Genomic DNA, 19,162 nt, shown 5'->3' on the forward strand with positions numbered 1-19,162 from the left:
CGCTGAGGAGATAACATGATCGTTCGTCCTGTACGCAGCAGCGACCTGCCCGCGTTGATCGAGCTGGCGCGCAGCACCGGCGCCGGTCTGACGACCCTGCCCGCCAATGAGCAGCGTCTGGCGCACCGGGTAGGCTGGGCTGAAAAGACCTTTCGCGGCGAAGCCGAGCGCGGCGATGCCGATTACCTGTTCGTGCTGGAAGATGATGACGGCCGGGTGGTGGGCATTTCCGCCATCGCCGGAGCGGTCGGTCTGCGTGAGCCCTGGTACAACTACCGGGTCGGCCTGACCGTCAGCGCTTCACAGGAACTGAACATCTATCGGGAAATTCCGACCCTGTTCCTGGCCAACGACCTGACCGGCAATTCCGAGCTGTGCTCGCTGTTCCTGCACAGTGATTCGCGTAACGGCCTCAACGGCCGCCTGCTGTCCAAGGCGCGGATGCTGTTTATCGCCGAATTTCCCAAGCTGTTCGGCAACAAGATCATTGCCGAAATGCGCGGCATGTCCGATGAGCAGGGCCGTTCGCCGTTCTGGGAAAGTCTGGGGCGGCACTTCTTCAAGATGGAATTCAGCCAGGCCGATTACCTGACCGGCGTGGGCAACAAGGCATTCATCGCCGAGCTGATGCCCAAGTTTCCGTTGTACAGCTGCTTTCTTTCCGAAGACGCACGCAACGTGATCGGTCGGGTGCATGCCGACACCGAGCCTGCGCTGACCATGCTCAAGAGCGAAGGCTTTTCGTACCAGGGTTATGTCGACATCTTCGATGCCGGCCCGGCCATCGAGTGCGAGACCGGCAAGATTCGCGCAATCAAGGACAGCCAGGCGCTGGTGCTGGCCATCGGCACGCCAGGTGACGACGCTCCACAGTTCCTGATCTACAACCGCAAGCGTGAAGACTGCCGCATCACGGTAGGCGCTGCGCGTTTTGCTGCCGGCACGCTGGTCGTCGCTCCGCAGACTGCCAGGCGGCTGCGCATGAGTGCGGGCGACAATGTGCGCGCGGTGCCCTTGTCTGCGGCGCGGGAGGGCGTTTGATGAATAGCCTTTACATCGCAGGTGTGTGGCAGGACGGGCAGGGTGAGGTGGTCAATTCGCTGAACCCGGTGACCCAGCAGGTGCTGTGGTCCGGGCGTGGCGCGAGCGCCGCGCAGGTCGAGCAGGCGGTGCAGGCGGCGCGTCAGGCATTTCCCGGCTGGGCACTGCTGTCTCTGGATCAGCGCATCGCGGTACTGGAGGCCTTCGCTGCACGTCTCAAGCATCACGCCGACGCGCTGGCGCAGTGCATCGGTGAAGAAACCGGCAAACCGTTGTGGGAGTCGGCGACCGAAGTGACCAGCATGGTCAACAAGATTGCCATCTCGGTGCAGAGCTATCGCGAACGAACCGGTGAAAAGAGCGGGCCACTGGGCGACGCCACTGCGGTACTGCGCCACAAGCCGCACGGCGTGGTCGCCGTGTTCGGCCCGTACAACTTTCCCGGGCATCTGCCCAACGGGCATATCGTCCCGGCCTTGCTGGCGGGCAACGTGGTGCTGTTCAAACCCAGCGAACTGACACCGAAAGTCGCTGAGCTGACCGTCAAGTGCTGGATCGAAGCCGGACTGCCTGCCGGGGTTCTGAACCTGCTGCAGGGCGGTCGCGAAACCGGTATCGCGCTGGCCGCCAATCCGGGTATCGACGGCCTGTTCTTCACCGGGTCGAGCCGCACCGGCAATGCGCTGCACCAGCAGTTCGCCGGTCGGCCGGACAAGATCCTTGCGCTGGAAATGGGCGGTAACAATCCGTTGATCGTCGATCAGGTTCAGGACATCGATGCCGCAGTGTACACCATCATTCAGTCGGCCTTCATTTCCGCAGGCCAGCGCTGCACCTGTGCGCGTCGTCTGCTGGTGCCCGAAGGCGACTGGGGTGATGCCCTGCTGGCACGACTGGTTGGGGTCAGCGCTACTATCGAAGCCGGGGCGTTCGATCAGCAGCCTGCGCCGTTTATGGGCTCGGTGATTTCGCTGGAGGCTGCACGCGCCTTGCTCGACGCGCAGCGCAATCTGCTCGCCAACGGCGCGCTGACCCTGCTGGAAATGCGCCAGCCGCAGCCCGGCGCGGCGTTGCTGACGCCAGGCATTATCGATGTCAGTGCGGTGCCCGAGCGCCCCGACGAAGAGCTGTTCGGCCCGCTGCTGCAGGTCATCCGCTACGCCGGTTTCGACGCCGCCATCGCCGAAGCCAACGCCACCCGTTATGGCCTGGCGGCAGGTCTGCTCTCGGACTCCGAAGCCCGTTATCAGCAGTTCTGGCTGCACAGCCGTGCCGGGATCGTCAACTGGAACAAGCCGTTGACCGGAGCCGCCAGCAGCGCGCCTTTCGGCGGGGTAGGTGCCTCGGGCAACCACCGCGCCAGCGCCTATTACGCGGCCGATTACTGCGCCTATCCGGTGGCTTCGCTGGAGGCCGGCAGCCTGACGCTGCCTGCGACACTGACTCCCGGTATCAGGCTGAGCTGACAGTGTGCGCACGATTGCTTATAAAAACAGATCCACGGAGCCTTGCCGATGAAGTCCTGTGAAGTGAATTTTGACGGTCTGGTCGGGCCAACCCACAACTACGGCGGGTTGTCCTACGGTAACGTTGCCTCCCAGAGTAACAGCCAGCAAAGCGCCAACCCGCGTGAGGCGGCGCTGCAAGGCCTGGCAAAAATGAAGGCGCTGATGGACCTGGGTTTTACCCAGGGCGTGCTGGCACCGCAGGAGCGTCCTGATGTGTCCGGCCTGCGCCGTCTGGGCTTCACCGGCAGCGATGAGCAGGTCATTGAAAAAGCGGCCCGGCAGGACATGCCGCTGCTGGTCGCCAGTTGCTCGGCTTCCAGCATGTGGGTGGCCAACGCGGCCACGGTCAGCCCCAGTGCCGACACTGCCGATGGGCGTGTGCATTTCACGGCGGCCAACCTCAACTGCAAATACCACCGTAGCATCGAGCATCCGACCACCACTCGCGTGCTCGGCGCCATGTTCGCTGATGCAAAACATTTCGCTCATCACCCTGCGTTACCGGCTGTCGCGCAGTTTGGCGATGAAGGCGCTGCCAACCACACCCGTTTCTGTCGTGATTACGGCGAGGCCGGTGTGGAGTTTTTCGTGTTTGGCCGCAGTGCGTTCGACACGCGCTACCCGGCACCGCAGAAGTACCCGGCCCGTCAGACCCTGGAGGCGTCACGCGCTGTTGCGCGGCTGCACGGTCTGAGCGAGGCCGGCGTGGTTTATGGTCAGCAGAACCCGGCGGTCATTGATCAGGGGGTGTTCCATAACGATGTGATTGCGGTCGGCAACGGTGAGGTCTTGTTCTATCACCAGGACGCGTTCCTCAATACCGAACCGATGCTCAATGAGCTGCGCGACAAACTCGGTCGTGTCGGCGGGCAGTTGCGCGCGATTTGCGTACCGCGTGCCGAGGTCTCGGTTCAGGATGCCGTGCGCTCCTACCTGTTCAATAGCCAGCTGTTGTCGCGTCCCGATGGCTCGATGCTGCTGATCGTGCCGCAGGAGTGCCAGGCTAATGCGAGCGTCTGGGCTTACCTGCAACGACTGATCGTCGATGACAGCCCGGTTGCCGAGGTCAAGGTGTTCGACCTCAAGCAAAGTATGCAGAACGGCGGCGGCCCGGCCTGCCTGCGCTTGCGGGTGGCGCTCAATGACACCGAGCTGGCGGCGGTGAATCCGGGGGTGATCATGACTGCGCCGTTGTACGAAACGTTGACGCAGTGGGTCGACAGGCACTACCGGGACCGCATGAGTGAAAGCGATCTGGCCGACCCCCGATTGCTCAACGAATGCCGCACGGCATTGGATGAACTGACGCAAATCCTTAAACTGGGCGCGGTTTATCCGTTTCAACTGAATTGAAGCATCCTGCGCGTCGGGCCACTGTCCGGCGCACTATTTCCTTTATAGAGAGCATTTTTATATGAGCGACGCCCTGCAACTGATCCTTGAAGACACTGATGGCACCCAGCTGGAAACGTCCTGCACCCGCGTTGCCGTCATCTGGCAGGGCAAGGAATTGTGGATTCAGCAGGATGGCCGTGGCCAGTTGCTGATCGGCGTTGACGTCGAAGAAGACGATGCCGAATACGCCAACCTGCTGCTGCGTCCGCTGGCGACCAACCTGGTCAGCCTGCAACTGGAAATGGAGCCGGCCGACATGGGCGTCGAGGAAGACGGTCACGTTCACGGCCCTGACTGCAACCACTAAGGAAGCGCGCCATGCTCGCCCTCGGCAAACTGCTTGAACTGACCCTGGCTGGACGTGAGCCGGCGGAGAAGACTCAACTGACCGTCGAAGGCGTGCGCATGCGCTGGATGGGCGAGGGCGCACTGGAAGTCCGCCCGCCAGAGGCTCGTGACAATGGCACTGACCTGCTGCTGTCTGCCGGCATCCACGGCAACGAGACTGCACCCATCGAGCTGCTGGATGAATTGATCCGCAGCATCGCGCGCGGCGACCTGAAACCGCGCGCACGTATTCTGTTCCTGTTCGGCAATCCCGATGCGATGCGACGCGGGGCGCGTTTTGTCGAGCAGGATGTCAACCGGCTGTTCAATGGCCGCCATCTGCAAAGCGGTGGTGCCGAGGCCTTGCGGGCCTGCGAGCTGGAACGACTGGCCGCCAGCTTTTTCAGCCTGCCGGAGCGCTATCGGCTGCACTACGATCTGCACACCGCCATTCGCGGCTCGACGATCGAGCAGTTCGCGCTGTACCCGTGGAAGGAAGGACGTCAGCATTCCCGGCTCGAGCTGGCCCGGCTGCGGGCGGCGGGCATGAGTGCGGTGCTGCTGCAGAACAAGCCGTCCATTGTGTTCAGCGCCTACACCTATGATCAATTGGGGGCCGAGGCTTTCACTCTGGAACTGGGCAAGGCGCGGCCGTTCGGGCAGAACCAGCAGGTCAATCTTGGGCCACTGCGCGTGTGTCTCGAGCAGCTCATCGAAGGCACCGAGCCCGAGCGGGATGACGATCTTGAAGGGTTGCAACTGTTCAGCGTGGCGCGGGAAGTGATCAAGCGCACCGATGCGTTCACGTTCAACCTGGCCGATGACGTCGAGAACTTCTCCCCGCTGGAAAAAGGCTACGTGCTGGCCGAAGACGCGGGTGGTTCACGCTGGGTAGTGGAAGAGGAGGGCGCGAGGATCATCTTCCCCAACCCCAGGGTCAAAAACGGCCTGCGTGCGGGAATTCTGATCGTACCCACTGATGCGGATAGCCTCGGCTGATCGCTCGGCACCCTCAGGACCGGACGCAGAGCGTCCAGAACGGCATTCCCACGCTGGAGCGTGAGGAACGATAGGTGTCCGGGAGGACACCTACCGATGCTGCGTCTCAGCAGGCCGCTTTCTGCTGTGCATCCAGACGGCGCAGACTGCGTACCTTGGTCAGGGTGTCAGCGCAGGTCTTGGCCGCTTCTTCGCCCTTGTGCACGAAGTGATCGAAGAAGAACTTCTGATGCTCTTCGCCCGCATGGAAATGATGCGGTGTCAGGACCACGGAGAACACCGGTACTTCGGTTTCCAGCTGAACCTGCATCAATGCGCTGACCACTGACTGCGCGACGAATTCGTGACGATAGATGCCGCCGTCCACTACCAGTGCGGCGCCGACGATGCCAGCGTAGCGGCCGGTATTGGCCAGCAGTTTTGCATGCAGCGGGATTTCAAAGGCGCCGCCCACTTCAAAGATGTCGATATCGCTTTCGGCGTAGCCCTGATTGGCCATCTCGGCGATAAAACCTTTACGGCTCTGGTCGACGATATCCTTGTGCCAACAGGCCTGGATGAACGCGACACGCTCGTTTGCGTGGCTTTTGCTTTTGCTGTCGATTGCAGTTGGTTGCACGTGTTCTGACTCCTGTTTATGGAAAAAACAGGGCATTTGGATCGAAAGGGATTCAAGCTGCGTAGGAAAGCCTCCTGAACGATGTCGTTCATGGATAGGTTTTACAGACGTTCTTGCTGACACCAATCCCGCTCTCTCTTCATCCGGACTATGACCGTCGGCCCCGGAATCACACCGGGTCTGCTGACCTTGCAGATCGCGGCCTACGCCACGACCCCCAAGCGCTCGCGGGCTAGACGCATTGCGCGTCATTACCGCCGGTGGGGAATTGCACCCCGCCCTGAGAACGTTGCCGTCACTTTACGTGGCCGGCGCGAGATTTTTATCATAGTTCGCTGGATCATGCATGGACACTTTCGTACGGTATACCTGCCTTTTTCTTATAAGGGCTCGGAGTATCGAGAGCGGCGGCGCTTGATTATCATGTACTGCAGCCTCAGTAATGCCTTGTTGCAAGCCAAAGGTTGCATGCATTATCGATCTTCAACTTCAGGGAGCTTTTTCGTGACTGTCATCGATCTGCGCAGCGACACAGTGACTCTGCCCACGGCCGGCATGCTCGATGCCATGGCACGTGCGCCCGTTGGCGATGATGTCTACGGCGAGGACCCTACCGTCAATCTGCTCGAAGCGACGCTTGCCGGACGCCTCGGGTTCGATGCCGCGCTGCTCGTGCCGTCGGGCACCATGAGCAATCTGCTGGCACTGATGGCGCACTGTGAGCGTGGCGATGAGTACATCGTCGGTCAGCAGGCCCACACCTATAAGTACGAGGGTGGTGGTGCGGCAGTGCTGGGCTCCATTCAGCCGCAGCCGCTGGAGGTGCAGGCCGACGGCTCCCTGGACCTGCAGCAGGTGCTCGACGCCATCAAACCCGATGACTTTCACTTCGCCCGCACGCGCCTGCTGGCCCTGGAAAACACCATGCAGGGCAAGGTGCTGCCCTTGGACTACCTGGCTGCCGCGCGTACCCTGACCCTGGAAAAGGGGCTCGCCCTGCATCTGGACGGCGCGAGGCTGTACAACGCCGCGGTCAGGCTGGGTGTCGATGTCCATGAGATCACCCGGCACTTCGATTCGGTTTCGGTCTGCCTTTCCAAGGGGCTGGGCGCGCCGATCGGCTCGGTGCTGTGCGGTTCGCAGCCGTTGATCGCCAAGGCCCGCCGCTTGCGCAAGATGCTTGGCGGTGGCATGCGTCAGGCTGGAGGGCTGGCTGCGGCAGGGCTCTATGCGCTGGATCATCAGGTCGAGCGGTTGGCAGATGATCATGCCAACGCGGCGTTTCTGGCTGAAGGCCTGAGCGGGCTCGGCTACCCTGTCGAGCCGGTACAGACCAATATGGTCTATGTGCAGATCGGCGAACGCGCGGCATCGCTCAAAGCGTTCTGCGCCGAGCGGGGCATCGTACTCACGGCCGCGTCGCGGCTACGCATGGTGACCCACCTGAACGTGTCGCGCGCTCAGGTCGAACAGGTCATCGCCGCATTCGCAGCCTTTGAACATTCATGACATGCCGATAATCCAGTTACTTGTTTCTATCGCACAAACACACTGTACCGAGGGCGCAACGCCTATATAATGCGGCCCTTTGCCGTCGCTACGTCATTTGACGTTTTGCACTTGCCTCTGGCCGCAGTCTCCGTGGAAGAACCTATGAAAAGCGCAGAAATCCGTGAAGCCTTCCTTGGCTTCTTCGAAGAGCAAGGCCACACCCGTGTCGCTTCAAGCTCCTTGATTCCGGGCAATGACCCAACCCTGCTGTTCACCAACGCAGGCATGAACCAGTTCAAGGATTGCTTCCTGGGCCAGGAAAAGCGTGCCTACACCCGCGCCGTTACCAGTCAGAAATGCGTGCGTGCAGGTGGCAAGCACAACGACCTGGAAAACGTCGGCTATACCGCTCGTCACCATACTTTTTTCGAAATGCTGGGCAACTTCAGCTTCGGTGACTATTTCAAGCGTGATGCCATCACCTACGCCTGGACCTTCCTGACCTCCGAAAAATGGCTCAACCTGCCCAAGGAAAAACTCTGGGTCACGGTGTACGCCACTGACGACGAAGCCTACGACATCTGGACCAAGGAGATCGGCGTGCCCGCCGAGCGCATGGTCCGTATTGGCGACAACAAAGGCGCACCGTACGCCTCCGATAACTTCTGGACCATGGGTGATACCGGCCCGTGCGGTCCTTGCAGCGAGATTTTCTTCGATCACGGCCCGGAAATCTGGGGCGGCCCGCCAGGCTCGCCGGAAGAAGACGGCGACCGTTACATCGAAATCTGGAACAACGTATTCATGCAGTTCAACCGGACTGCGGATGGCGTGCTGCACCCGCTGCCGGCACCGTCGGTCGATACCGGCATGGGCCTGGAGCGTGTCAGTGCGGTGCTGCAGCACGTGCATTCCAACTATGAAATCGACCTGTTCCAGAGCCTGCTGGCTGCGTCGGCGAAGGCCATTGGTTGCAGCAATGACAACCAGGCTTCGCTGAAAGTCGTGGCTGACCACATTCGCTCGTGCGGCTTCCTGATCGCCGACGGCGTGCTGCCGTCCAACGAAGGGCGTGGTTATGTACTGCGCCGCATCATTCGTCGCGCCTGCCGTCACGGCAACAAGCTGGGCGCCAAGGGCAGCTTCTTCTACCAGATCGTTGCCGCGCTGGTTGCCGAGATGGGGTCTGCGTTCCCTGAGCTGGTGCAACAGCAGTCGCACATCGAACGCGTTCTGAAAGGCGAAGAAGAGCAGTTCGCCAAGACCCTCGAGCAAGGTCTGAAAATTCTCGAGCAGGATCTGGCCGACCTCAAAGGCACGGTGGTTCCGGGCGAAGTGGTGTTCAAGCTGTACGACACCTACGGTTTCCCGATGGACCTGACCGGTGACATCGCCCGCGAGCGTAACCTGACCCTCGACGAAGCAGGCTTCGAGCGTGAAATGGACGCCCAGCGCGTGCGCGCCCGTTCGGCCAGCTCGTTCGGCATGGATTACAACAGCCTGGTCAAGGTCGATGTGGCCACGCAGTTTACCGGTTACTCGGCGACCACTGGCAGCGCCAGCGTCGTGGCCCTCTATAAGGAAGGCCAGTCGGTTTCTCACCTGAATGAAGGCGAAGAGGGCGTGGTGATTCTCGACATCACCCCGTTCTACGCCGAGTCGGGCGGTCAGATCGGTGACAGCGGTTTCCTGCAGGCCGGTGACGCGCGCTTTGACGTCAGTGATACCACCAAGACCGGCGGTGCCTTCCTGCACCACGGTGTCGTCGCTTCCGGCAGCCTGAGCGTGGGCGCACAGGTTGAAACACAAGTGGCTGATGAAGTTCGCGATGCAACCAAATTGAACCATTCGGCCACTCACTTGCTGCACGCCGCATTGCGTCAGGTGCTGGGTGAGCACGTTCAGCAGAAAGGCTCGCTGGTTGACAGTCAGCGCCTGCGCTTCGACTTCAGCCACTTCGAAGCGATCAAGGCCGAGCAACTGCGCGCGCTGGAAGATATCGTCAACGCCGAGATTCGCAAGAACACCGAGGTAATGACCGAAGAAACCGATATCGACACGGCGAAGAAGAAGGGCGCCATGGCGCTGTTCGGCGAGAAGTACGGTGACAGCGTTCGTGTGCTGAGCATGGGCGGCGAGTTCTCCGTCGAGCTGTGCGGTGGCATTCACGCCAGCCGTACCGGTGACATCGCGCTGTTCAAGATCGTCAGTGAGGGCGGTGTTGCAGCAGGCGTGCGCCGTATCGAGGCCGTCACCGGCGCTGCGGCGCTGGCCTGGCTGAATTCGGCCGAGGATCAACTCAAGGAAGCCGCGACGCTGGTCAAAGGCAATCGCGACAACCTGCTGGACAAGCTGACGGCGGTGATTGAACGCAACCGTCTGCTGGAAAAACAACTGGAACAACTGCAAGCCAAGGCAGCCAGTGCCGCCGGTGACGACCTGTCGTCAGCGGCGCTGGATGTCAAAGGGGTCAAGGTTCTGGCCACGCGCCTGGATGGTCAGGACGGCAAGGCGCTGTTGGCGCTTGTCGATCAGTTGAAGAACAAGCTCGGCCGCGCAGTGATCCTGCTCGGCAGTGTTCATGAGGACAAGGTTGTCTTGGTCGCAGGCGTGACCAAGGACCTGACTGGCCAACTCAAAGCCGGTGATTTGATGAAGCAGGCAGCTGCCGCCGTAGGTGGTAAAGGTGGTGGCCGTCCTGATATGGCTCAAGGCGGTGGTGTCGATGCCGGTGCGCTGGATTCAGCGCTGGCACTGGCCGTTCCTTTTGTAGAGCAGGGTATCTGAGTCGGGTCAGCGGGCCTGCCACACACCGGCAGGCCGCACCTGGGCTCGAATGTTAATGGGTGCTCTTAACGGGATTTGAGGCGGCTTTGAGATGGCTTTAATCGTACAGAAATTTGGCGGCACTTCCGTGGGCTCTGTAGAGCGCATCGAGCAGGTGGCCGACAAGGTCAAGAAATTCCGTGAGGCGGGTGACGATCTGGTGGTCGTGCTGTCGGCCATGAGCGGTGAAACCAATCGTCTGATCGAGTTGGCCAGGCAGATCAGTGATCAGCCGGTTCCCCGTGAGCTGGATGTCATTGTCTCCACGGGCGAGCAGGTGACCATCGCGCTGCTGGCGATGGCCTTGATGAAGCGTGGCGTTCCGGCGGTGTCCTACACCGGCAATCAGGTGCGTATTCTCACCGACAGCGCGCACAACAAGGCGCGCATTCTGCAGATCGACGACCAGAAGATCCGCTCCGACCTGAAAGCGGGTCGTGTGGTGGTGGTCGCCGGTTTCCAGGGTGTCGACGAACACGGCAATATCACCACCCTCGGCCGTGGTGGCTCGGACACGACCGGTGTTGCCCTGGCGGCGGCGCTGAAAGCGGACGAGTGCCAGATCTACACCGACGTCGATGGCGTCTACACCACCGATCCGCGTGTCGTGTCGCAGGCCCAGCGCCTCGACAAGATCACCTTCGAAGAGATGCTGGAAATGGCCAGCCTCGGTTCCAAGGTGCTGCAGATCCGTGCGGTCGAATTCGCCGGCAAATACAATGTCCCGCTGCGCGTTCTGCACAGCTTCAAAGAGGGGCCGGGCACCCTTATTACAATCGATGAAGAGGAATCCATGGAACAGCCGATCATTTCCGGCATCGCCTTCAACCGCGATGAAGCCAAGCTGACCATCCGTGGTGTGCCAGACACCCCCGGCGTGGCGTTCAAGATTCTCGGCCCGATCAGCGCGGCCAATATCGAAGTGGACATGATCGTGCAGAACGTCTCGCACGATAACACCACCGATTTCACCTTCACGATCCATCGCAACGATTATCAGGCGGCCTTGCAGGTGCTCGAAGCCACCGCGCGTGAAATCAGCGCGCGTGAAGTGTCCGGCGATACCAAGATCGCCAAGGTGTCCATCGTCGGCGTCGGCATGCGCTCGCATGCCGGCGTTGCGAGTCGCATGTTCGAAGCGCTGGCCAAGGAGAGCATCAATATCCAGATGATCTCCACATCGGAAATCAAGGTTTCCGTGGTCATCGAAGAGAAATACCTGGAGTTGGCTGTGCGCGCATTGCACACGGCCTTTGAGCTGGATGCTCCGCGGCAGGGTGAATGACCCTGTCATCGAAGGGCGCGGCGTGACCGCGTCTTTCGGGTGCTGCGCAGAAGGGCTTTTGTTTTCTTTGCGTTAGTCGATATACAGGTAGTGGTCATGGCGTTTTGCTAGTGTCACTGCCTATAGGTTGCAGACTGTTGTCCCTGAATAAAGGCGTAAGGAGAAAAGTATGCTGATTCTGACTCGTCGGTGCGCGGAAAGCCTGATCATTGGGGATGGTGAAATCACCGTCACCGTGCTCGGAGTGAAGGGTAATCAGGTGCGTATTGGTGTCAATGCGCCCAAGGAAGTCGCTGTCCACCGTGAAGAGATTTACCTGCGTATCAAGAAAGAGAAGGACGAAGAACCAAGCCATTAATTTTTATTGAATTTTTGGTTTGCAAACGGGGAAAAGGGTGGTTATTATACGCCCCGTGTTGCGGAGAGCTGGCCGAGTGGCCGAAGGCGCTCCCCTGCTAAGGGAGTACACCTCAAAAGGGTGTCGGGGGTTCGAATCCCCCGTTCTCCGCCATTATTTATGTAGTGCGTAAGATTGGGCTTGATCTGTAAGTTGTTGAATTTACTAGAAAAAGTGCTTGACTAAACAATCTTACGACCTATAATGCGCGGCACCAACACATGCACTCGTAGCTCAGCTGGATAGAGTACTCGGCTACGAACCGAGCGGTCACAGGTTCGAATCCTGTCGAGTGCACCATTTAAAGTTGTTTGAAGTGTTGTAAGCAATTACAAGGTTTCCGATAACTGGCTCCAACCAGAGGTGATCTGGTCTAAAAACACCAATGCACTCGTAGCTCAGCTGGATAGAGTACTCGGCTACGAACCGAGCGGTCACAGGTTCGAATCCTGTCGAGTGCACCATACAAACGAAAAGCCCACATCGAAAGATGTGGGCTTTTTGCTTTCTAGCGTTTTCCTTTAACGCATCCGTGCTCGTCAAATGTCACCTTATGGCTGCGGCCTTTTTTCTGGTTGTACACGTAATGCAATTCTCCGTTGCGGTGGGTGACTTTGTCGGGGCGCCCCAGCAGGCTCTCGACATCACGCTGCGTCATACCGGGAGGGGTGCGCTGGTTGATGATCGCAGTCCGGCGCTGTTCGGCGCTCAGGCGGTTGCCGCAGCCATCATCGCGTGTGCCGACCACGACAACTGTCCGGTCTGCCGGTTTTTCACGCACAGTATGCGCAGTGTCGGCGGGCGGAAGCACATCGATACGGGTTCCCGGCGGCGCATTGAAGGCTTTCTGCAGACGGCTGCTGTGCCCATCCGGGCATCCCAGGGTGGTAAACGTAATCTTTCCGGATGCATCCTCGCAGCGATGCACGCTGCTGGCGGTTGCAGTTGCAGAAATGCAGAGCAGGGCGCTCCACAGCAGTAGATGATTGGCAGGTCGCATGCCCAGGGTCCTCCGTGACGGGTGTCAGCAAAGGCTAACTCCCGCCTTTGGACGGGGCGAGCGTGTTTTATTGGCTGAATGTGACGTCGAACCCTGGCTGGCTTACGGAGTTGTGCAGGTTTGCACTGCAAACGGTTGTTCTGAGCTGAATTTTCTCGCGTGCGCTTCGCTCAAAGCGGTGTATCATTGCGCCCGTCAGCTCCGCCGGGGCTTGTGGAACACCTCCATGGACATACCCAGTCGTTACTCGATAATGTTTTTCAACAATCATGAATTAACTGATTGATCTCCCGGCGTGCTCCGCTGCTGGGAGTGGAGTTCGCCTATGACCGAAAGAGAAGTAAAAAAGACGCAGGAAAGCTTGCAGGATCGCCTGGCTCAGGTCGTCGATCTGCTGCAGCGCCAGCGTATTGTTGAAGACCTGACCCACCGTCAGGAAGGTCAGCATCAGGACCGTGTAGAAAACCTGGTTCACCGGCAGAACCTCGTCGAGTTGCAACGCAAGCTCGAAGACCTTCACTCTGCCGACGTCGCTTATATCCTTGAAGCCTTGCCCTTGGAAGACCGTCTGACCGTCTGGCAGCTGGTCAAGGCCGATCGCGACGGCGACATTCTTCTTGAAGTATCCGATTCCGTTCGTGAAACCCTGATCGCCGACATGGACGATCATGAGTTGCTCGCGGCGGCACGGGACATGGACGCCGACGAACTTGCCGACCTTGCTCCCGAGTTGCCCCGCGACGTCGTTCACGAGCTCATGGAAACACTGGATTCACAGCAGCGTGAGCGCGTGCGGTCGGCCCTGTCCTATGACGAGGATCAGGTCGGTGCGCTGATGGACTTCGAGATGGTGACGATCCGTGAGGACGTCAGCCTTGAAGTCGTGCTGCGCTACCTGCGCAGGCTCAAAGAGCTGCCCGGTCACACCGACAAACTGTTCGTAGTCGATTCCGAGGGCGTGCTCAAGGGCGTGCTGCCGATCAAGCGTCTGCTGGTCAATGATCCGGAGAAGCAGGTTGGCGAAGTCATGGCCAACGATCCGGTCAGCTTTCACCCGGAAGACGATGCCTACGATGCGGCACAGGCGTTCGAGCGTTACGACCTTATCTCCACGCCGGTGGTGGACAAGAACGGCAAGCTGATCGGCCGTCTGACCATCGATGAAATGGTCGACCTGATCCGTGAGGAAAGCGAAAGCGAAGTCCTCAACATGGCGGGTCTGCGTGAAGAAGAAGACATCTTCGCGTCGGTATGGCGTTCGCTGCGCAACCGCTGGGCCTGGCTGGCAGTCAACCTGGTAACCGCGTTTCTGGCCTCGCGTGTGATCGGCCTGTTCGAAGGCTCCATCGAGAAGCTGGTGGCGCTCGCTGCGCTGATGCCTATCGTGGCCGGGATCGGTGGCAACTCCGGTAATCAGACCATCACCATGATCGTGCGCGCGATGGCGCTGGACCAGGTCAATACCGGTAATACCGCGCGATTGCTGCGCAAGGAGCTCGCTGTCGGCCTGATCAACGGCCTGATCTGGGGGGGTGTGATCGGCGTGGTCGCCTACCTGCTTTATGACAGCTGGTCGCTGGGTGTGGTCATGACCGCAGCCATGACGCTCAACCTGTTGCTGGCAGCGCTGATGGGCGTTTCCATTCCCATGGCGCTTTCCCGCCTGGGACGAGATCCGGCGATGGGGGCAAGCGTCATGATTACGGCGATGACCGACAGCGGCGGCTTCTTCATCTTTCTAGGGCTGGCGACGATTTTTCTGCTCTAAGTCTCGCGACTCTTACAGTCTTTTGAAATAAAAAACCGCCGTGATCAGGCGGTTTTTTTATGCTTCGGCCAAGTCTTCATGTCGCTGTGTAACACAATAAGCCGACGACTAATAAAGAAAAAGACTACAAAAAGGCTATAACGAAAAAGGCCAGCTTTCGCTGGCCTTTGTCTGTTACGTCAAATCTCAGGACTCTTCGGAAGCGAGTTCCGTGTCATGAGCAATCAGCGAAACAAGGGCGTTCTGTTGACGATGTGAAAGCTGACGAAAGCGTTGCAGCAGCTCGCGTTCGTGCAAGGACAGCTCAGGACTATCGAGACGCAGGCTTGGTTCATCACCAAGAGCACCTTCCTGAATCAGGCTTTGTTCGAGACGAGCAATGATCTCCGAGTTCATGCTGCGGTGATGATTCTTGGCTACCTCTTGCACGCGATTACGCATGCCGTCTGGTAGGCGAACGACGAACTTGTCAGCCGTGCGGCTGGAATAAGTAGCCTGTTTCATAGGGCTCATATATTTAACCGGTTAGTTCAGGGGAAGCGGTTCTAGCAAGTGGCCGCAAGATTGTCACAGTCTGACAATCATTTTGGCCAAATGTTCAACCGGGGTTCCAAGGGGCCGACATCATGCCGTATTACGTCGAATCCTTGGCGTCAATTCTGTGACAAATATTGACTCAGGTAGCGGCGTATTGCCAGCACCAATTATCAGAAATGCGAGCGAATTTGCAAAGTCATCGCATTTGTCCCCGGATAAAAGGGCACGCCACCGAGCCTTTTTAGCGATCATGGCCATTTGACTCTGAGTATGCGTCTAAATTCAGCGTGAGCGAGGTTAGCCGACAAAGGGTTGGCTGCGGTGCAGGAAGGTTCTTTTGGAGGAGGGGGGATTCTGGATGCGAACGGTCAGACGACCGGGCAAATTGGCGCAGGTAGCTTCGCTGTCAGCGAAGCACCGGGTCGAATTTGAAGCGACGACCGACGAACAGCGCAACCACGAAGAGACTGGCGAATACGCCGGCGGCGATATTTGCAGCGATACTCATGGCTTGTGCATTAACAGGAAGCAAAAGGTCGGCAACGACAGCCATGATCGTCAGGACCAGAAATGACAACGCGGATTTTGACATGGCTACTCTCTCTTGAAAGGCTCGTTGCGGGCGTTATCAGAAAACCCAGCGCTGTTCGGCGCGTGGAAACTGAAGTGACTCATCATCGTCATTAGCCAGCATCGCCGCGCTTGCAACGCGGTCAGTCATGATTGCCAGCTTTGGCGCCTGACTGATCTGGTGGTGCACAGGAGCAGGCGTGATGGCCTGAGCGTCCTTGATACCAGAATCCTGGAAATGAAATGCCACCAGAGCCACCAGAGCTGCCGCATTCAACGCTGAGAGAGTCTTGTTCATTTTCCAGTACCTGTGCCCGACCGTTTGGGATGAGATGTGTTCCACAGATATCAATAATGCAGTCTGCATGCCAATCAGAAAATGATAAAAAATCCTTTTAAATCAATGGTTTATTAAATTAAAAAAAGTGCTCTACAGTGCGTTTTGCAATGATGGCTTTTTGGGGTATTGCAAATTGCATGATCGGTTTATCGGGCCGTGTTTCCAGGCGACATCGGCTACAGGGTCGAAGGGCAATGACGACATGACAAAAGCGCCACATGCCGCTAAGATGCACGCCGTCCTCGCTGGCACCGATCGGTGTGTCGGCACGCAGTGTCTCAGTAGCTCAATTGGATAGAGCATCCCCCTCCTAAGGGGAAGGTTGCAGGTTCGAACCCCGCCTGGGACACCATATAAACAAGCATCACTGACTCTCCTCCGCCGCCGCCTCCTTCCCAGCCCCCTCATTGATCAACACCATGCTCTGCGGTGCAGACAGCGCAACACCCAATTCCCTCAGACGCCCCAGAACGGTAAACAACAGATCACTCCGTGCGCCACCCACAGAGCGTGGGCTGTTCACGTAGCCGCTGGCGCTGATGATCAAGCCGGTATTGGTCAAGTCCTTGAAGGTGACTGAAGGCGCTGGCGCATCGAGTATGGCTTCATGCTCGGTGAAGGCTTGCAACAGCAGTTCGCGTATTTGCAGGACGTCTGTTTCCAGGGGCAGGGTAAGGGTGATTCCGACCACCCCCAGCGCGTTGCCCATGGTCACGTTGCGCACGTTCTGCGTGATGAATTGCGAGTTCGGCACGATCACTGTCGAGCGGTCGCCCATCTGGATTTCGGTCGCGCGGACGTTGATCCGGCGAATATCGCCTTCGACCCCCGCCAGGCTTACCCAGTCGCCGACTTTGACCGGACGCTCGGTCAGCAGAATCAGGCCGGAGATGAAGTTCTGCACAATGGCTTGCAGGCCGAAACCTATCCCCACCGACAGCGCACTGACCACCCAGGTCAGATTGGTGAGGCTGATGTTGAGTGTGGACATCACCACGGCCACCACCAGCACAAAGCCGATGTAACCGATCAGGGTCACCAGCGAGGCCTGCATGCCCGCGTCCATGTTGGTTTCGGGCAGCAGGCGTTCTCCAAACCACTCCTTGAGGACACGCACGCTCAGCAGGCCGACGACCAGGCACACCAGTGCTACCAGAATGTCGCCGGGGACGATGTTCAGGTTGCCCATGGATTTGGACGTGACATCCAGCTGAGTAAAGCTGGCGAGCAGGTCGCCCGGGCTCGACCCCGAAGGCAGGAAGGCCAGCAGTACAGCGGTGAGCAGCAGTAAGGTACGGCCTATGCCGGCCAGTACGGTACTTGCCTGCGCCTGATGGCGAGTGGACAAGCCCAGCGCCGACCCCAGCGCCAGGCCGCCGGGTTGCTTGGGCGACAAGAGGGTTTCGCAGATGTCACCGAAGCAGGCGATCAGCAGGTACGCAGTGGACGCCACTACGCTCACCCAGAGCAGTTTCACTGCCAGAAAGTACGCCAGCGTCAGGTAGCCGCTCAACAACGCCAGCAAACTCAGGCCGACCCACACCGCAACGATAAACGGAATCAGCCCGGCGAAGCCCGCCGGGCGCTCCAGCTCAAAGCGTCGGCGGGTGCGGCGGTAGCGCAACAGGGCGTAGAAGAACACCAGCGAAACCGCCAGTGCCGTCAGGCCATTGACCGCAACCGTCAGGGCCAGGCTGCTGGCAATCACGCTGTTGATTCGTTCCTGCGTGCCGATGACCATCAGTGCCAGCGCCAGGGCAGGGGGGAAGCGACCCAATGCGGTGGCGATCTGGTCAGGAATTTGCGGCAGGCGCCACGAGGCGTGTGCCAGCATCAACAGCGCACGGCCCAGACCGACGATGAAGGCGCAGAAGGTAATCAGCGTCTGCACCTGATCGAGCAGATTGACTACGTCGTTGCTGAGTACCGCGTTGTGGACGATCCCCCAGCGCAGCAAGGAAGTGGCAATGGTGATGGTGAGAATGGTCGACAGCCCGACAGCCAGGGCCAGAGCACTGCGGCGCAGGCGGCCTTCGGGCAGCCAGCGAATCATTGCCCAGATCAGCAGGCGCTCCAGCAGGCGCCGGACAGCCACCCAGATGAACAACGCGCCCAGCACCACGCTGATGAATTGCACACGGTTTTCCGGTGCCATCGCGTTGTTGAGTACCTGGCGCACGTCCACCAGAAGCCTGTTCAGGCGTCCCAGGTCGTCATCGGTCGGGCGAATCAGCGTGGACCAGAATGCCGAACTGAGCGGGCTAGCGGTGCGCGTGCTGATCTGTGAATCGAAGAGGCTGCGGCGCAGGTTGAATATCTGCGTAGCCAGATCCCGGGCTGACTGGCTTAGCTCATTGGTCTGCCGTTCATCATTGACCAGCGCGTTTTTCTGCGCGGTCAACGTCTTGCGCTGACTGGTCAGGCTTTGTGCTTCGTCTGGTTGCACCGGCCCGAGAATGTTGAGCTGATCATTCAGGTGTTCGATGTCGACAGCCTGCTGAGCAACCAGATTGTCGGCTTGTTTCTGGACCTGCAAAGCCGCCTGGCGCAGGCTTGAAAGCAGGTCATCGTTGGCGCTGACCGTCACTTTCTGACGGATCTGATCGAGCTGTTGGTTCAGATCATCCAGGCTCGGGGCTTCCACGGCAGGTGCTGCGTTGCTGGCACTATCGGCCTGGGGAGCGGGGGCATTCTGGGCCAGGGTCGGCAAGGTCACGCACAGCAAAAGCAAGGCGAGCAACCCGGTACGAAAACGGTTCAGCGAAGCGTGCTGCATTCTTTTTCCTTCTTTCTCTGCGCGATGCGGCCTGGCGAGGCCTGTGGTTCGAGCCGGGGTCTTGTGTTTGAGCGGCATGCACTGGCCGCCCGAGATCAGCGGACAGGATATCAAGGCGCTCACGTTTGAGCGCTGTCAATGCGGGCCAACCCATGCCTGAGGGCTGCATTTTCAGCACAATCCTGTCCGGTTGCTAGGCTTGCTGGTCAGCCGAGCCAGATATTGTCTACCTAACAAATGTTAGGTAGACATTGACTCGGTGCAAAAGTACCGCTACGGTATG

Annotated in this window: 16 protein-coding genes, 4 tRNA genes and 1 riboswitch; of the genes, 14 read left to right on the forward strand and 6 right to left on the reverse strand. The window is 59.2% G+C overall.

The annotated features are described in order from the left end of the window. Positions 1-15 precede the first annotated feature (15 nt). From astA to astE, 5 genes are all read left to right on the forward strand, one after another. Positions 16-1,041: an arginine N-succinyltransferase gene (astA, locus tag KBY02_RS05170; protein WP_024642714.1), complete on the forward strand. Its 1,026-nt coding sequence runs from the start codon at positions 16-18 to the stop codon at positions 1,039-1,041. Beyond that, the gene (gene astD / locus KBY02_RS05175) at positions 1,038-2,507 is read left to right on the forward strand and encodes a succinylglutamate-semialdehyde dehydrogenase (RefSeq protein ID WP_161633403.1); all 1,470 of its coding nucleotides are present in this window, start codon (positions 1,038-1,040) and stop codon (positions 2,505-2,507) included. Before astA ends, astD begins: the two co-directional genes overlap by 4 nt. Before the next feature lie 48 nt (positions 2,508-2,555). Continuing rightward, complete coding sequence (gene astB, locus KBY02_RS05180) at positions 2,556-3,902, forward strand: N-succinylarginine dihydrolase (RefSeq protein ID WP_060406102.1); 1,347 nt, start codon at positions 2,556-2,558, stop codon at positions 3,900-3,902. Between the two features lie 61 nt (positions 3,903-3,963). Further along, entirely contained in the window at positions 3,964-4,251 is a 288-nt protein-coding gene (locus KBY02_RS05185; RefSeq protein WP_003314741.1) for a hypothetical protein, read from the forward strand. 11 nt (positions 4,252-4,262) lie between these two features. Beyond that, complete coding sequence (gene astE, locus KBY02_RS05190) at positions 4,263-5,270, forward strand: succinylglutamate desuccinylase (RefSeq protein WP_003404084.1); 1,008 nt, start codon at positions 4,263-4,265, stop codon at positions 5,268-5,270. Positions 5,271-5,376: 106 nt separating this feature from the next. On the opposite strand, the gene KBY02_RS05195 is transcribed toward astE, so the two are convergent. Next, the gene (locus KBY02_RS05195) at positions 5,377-5,889 is read right to left on the reverse strand and encodes a 6,7-dimethyl-8-ribityllumazine synthase (RefSeq protein WP_003406469.1); all 513 of its coding nucleotides are present in this window, start codon (positions 5,887-5,889) and stop codon (positions 5,377-5,379) included. Positions 5,890-6,015: 126 nt separating this feature from the next. Next, positions 6,016-6,181, reverse strand: a riboswitch (FMN riboswitch). Between the two features lie 212 nt (positions 6,182-6,393). On the opposite strand from KBY02_RS05195, the gene ltaE reads away from it, so the two are divergent. From ltaE to KBY02_RS05230, 7 genes are all read left to right on the forward strand, one after another. Then, positions 6,394-7,398, forward strand: a complete 1,005-nt coding sequence (ltaE, locus tag KBY02_RS05200) for a low-specificity L-threonine aldolase (RefSeq protein ID WP_060406103.1) — start codon at positions 6,394-6,396, stop codon at positions 7,396-7,398. A 144-nt stretch (positions 7,399-7,542) separates the two neighbouring features. Beyond that, positions 7,543-10,167, forward strand: coding sequence for an alanine--tRNA ligase (alaS, locus tag KBY02_RS05205; protein ID WP_024642718.1), 2,625 nt, complete (start codon positions 7,543-7,545; stop codon positions 10,165-10,167). 91 nt (positions 10,168-10,258) lie between these two features. Beyond that, positions 10,259-11,491: an aspartate kinase gene (locus tag KBY02_RS05210; protein ID WP_003369901.1), complete on the forward strand. Its 1,233-nt coding sequence runs from the start codon at positions 10,259-10,261 to the stop codon at positions 11,489-11,491. 169 nt (positions 11,492-11,660) lie between these two features. Beyond that, entirely contained in the window at positions 11,661-11,849 is a 189-nt protein-coding gene (csrA, locus tag KBY02_RS05215) for a carbon storage regulator CsrA (RefSeq protein WP_002554426.1), read from the forward strand. 62 nt (positions 11,850-11,911) lie between these two features. Beyond that, a tRNA-Ser gene (locus KBY02_RS05220) sits at positions 11,912-12,002 on the forward strand. Positions 12,003-12,111: 109 nt separating this feature from the next. Next, positions 12,112-12,188 (forward strand) — tRNA-Arg (locus KBY02_RS05225). A gap of 87 nt (positions 12,189-12,275) precedes the next feature. Next, positions 12,276-12,352 (forward strand) — tRNA-Arg (locus KBY02_RS05230). A gap of 44 nt (positions 12,353-12,396) precedes the next feature. Here the strand turns inward: KBY02_RS05230 and bamE are convergent. Continuing rightward, the gene (gene bamE / locus KBY02_RS05235) at positions 12,397-12,888 is read right to left on the reverse strand and encodes an outer membrane protein assembly factor BamE (RefSeq protein WP_003406463.1); all 492 of its coding nucleotides are present in this window, start codon (positions 12,886-12,888) and stop codon (positions 12,397-12,399) included. A 325-nt stretch (positions 12,889-13,213) separates the two neighbouring features. Here bamE and mgtE point away from each other — a divergent pair, with 325 nt between their 5' ends. Continuing rightward, entirely contained in the window at positions 13,214-14,656 is a 1,443-nt protein-coding gene (mgtE, locus tag KBY02_RS05240; RefSeq protein WP_003412626.1) for a magnesium transporter, read from the forward strand. Positions 14,657-14,842: 186 nt separating this feature from the next. On the opposite strand, the gene KBY02_RS05245 is transcribed toward mgtE, so the two are convergent. The 3 genes from KBY02_RS05245 to KBY02_RS05255 all read right to left on the reverse strand — a co-directional run bounded on the left by KBY02_RS05245 (position 14,843) and on the right by KBY02_RS05255 (position 16,061). Beyond that, complete coding sequence (locus KBY02_RS05245; RefSeq protein WP_002554423.1) at positions 14,843-15,169, reverse strand: Arc family DNA-binding protein; 327 nt, start codon at positions 15,167-15,169, stop codon at positions 14,843-14,845. A gap of 430 nt (positions 15,170-15,599) precedes the next feature. Further along, entirely contained in the window at positions 15,600-15,785 is a 186-nt protein-coding gene (locus KBY02_RS05250; RefSeq protein WP_003406456.1) for a PA3371 family protein, read from the reverse strand. A 36-nt stretch (positions 15,786-15,821) separates the two neighbouring features. Then, complete coding sequence (locus KBY02_RS05255) at positions 15,822-16,061, reverse strand: hypothetical protein (RefSeq protein ID WP_024639118.1); 240 nt, start codon at positions 16,059-16,061, stop codon at positions 15,822-15,824. Between the two features lie 317 nt (positions 16,062-16,378). On the opposite strand from KBY02_RS05255, the gene KBY02_RS05260 reads away from it, so the two are divergent. Next, a tRNA-Arg gene (locus KBY02_RS05260) sits at positions 16,379-16,455 on the forward strand. A 12-nt stretch (positions 16,456-16,467) separates the two neighbouring features. Here the strand turns inward: KBY02_RS05260 and KBY02_RS05265 are convergent. Further along, positions 16,468-18,879, reverse strand: coding sequence for a DUF3772 domain-containing protein (locus KBY02_RS05265; protein WP_096104129.1), 2,412 nt, complete (start codon positions 18,877-18,879; stop codon positions 16,468-16,470). Positions 18,880-19,162: the final 283 nt, after the last annotated feature.

It is taken from the genome of Pseudomonas sp. P129, from assembly GCF_020312195.1.
Classification (GTDB): Bacteria; Pseudomonadota; Gammaproteobacteria; order Pseudomonadales; family Pseudomonadaceae; genus Aquipseudomonas; species Aquipseudomonas fragariae.

Bases quoted from the DNA above. Each gene is read 5' to 3' on its own strand.
- csrA (WP_002554426.1), top strand. From the start codon at position 11,661: ATGCTGATTCTGACTCGTCGGTGCGCGGAAAGCCTGATCATTGGGGAT.
- KBY02_RS05245 (WP_002554423.1), bottom strand. From the start codon at position 15,169: ATGAGCCCTATGAAACAGGCTACTTATTCCAGCCGCACGGCTGACAAG.
- mgtE (WP_003412626.1), top strand. From the start codon at position 13,214: ATGACCGAAAGAGAAGTAAAAAAGACGCAGGAAAGCTTGCAGGATCGC.
- KBY02_RS05185 (WP_003314741.1), top strand. From the start codon at position 3,964: ATGAGCGACGCCCTGCAACTGATCCTTGAAGACACTGATGGCACCCAG.
- bamE (WP_003406463.1), bottom strand. From the start codon at position 12,888: ATGCGACCTGCCAATCATCTACTGCTGTGGAGCGCCCTGCTCTGCATT.
- KBY02_RS05250 (WP_003406456.1), bottom strand. From the start codon at position 15,785: ATGTCAAAATCCGCGTTGTCATTTCTGGTCCTGACGATCATGGCTGTC.
- KBY02_RS05265 (WP_096104129.1), bottom strand. From the start codon at position 18,879: ATGCAGCACGCTTCGCTGAACCGTTTTCGTACCGGGTTGCTCGCCTTG.
- alaS (WP_024642718.1), top strand. From the start codon at position 7,543: ATGAAAAGCGCAGAAATCCGTGAAGCCTTCCTTGGCTTCTTCGAAGAG.
- astA (WP_024642714.1), top strand. From the start codon at position 16: ATGATCGTTCGTCCTGTACGCAGCAGCGACCTGCCCGCGTTGATCGAG.
- KBY02_RS05210 (WP_003369901.1), top strand. From the start codon at position 10,259: ATGGCTTTAATCGTACAGAAATTTGGCGGCACTTCCGTGGGCTCTGTA.
- astE (WP_003404084.1), top strand. From the start codon at position 4,263: ATGCTCGCCCTCGGCAAACTGCTTGAACTGACCCTGGCTGGACGTGAG.
- astB (WP_060406102.1), top strand. From the start codon at position 2,556: ATGAAGTCCTGTGAAGTGAATTTTGACGGTCTGGTCGGGCCAACCCAC.
- KBY02_RS05255 (WP_024639118.1), bottom strand. From the start codon at position 16,061: ATGAACAAGACTCTCTCAGCGTTGAATGCGGCAGCTCTGGTGGCTCTG.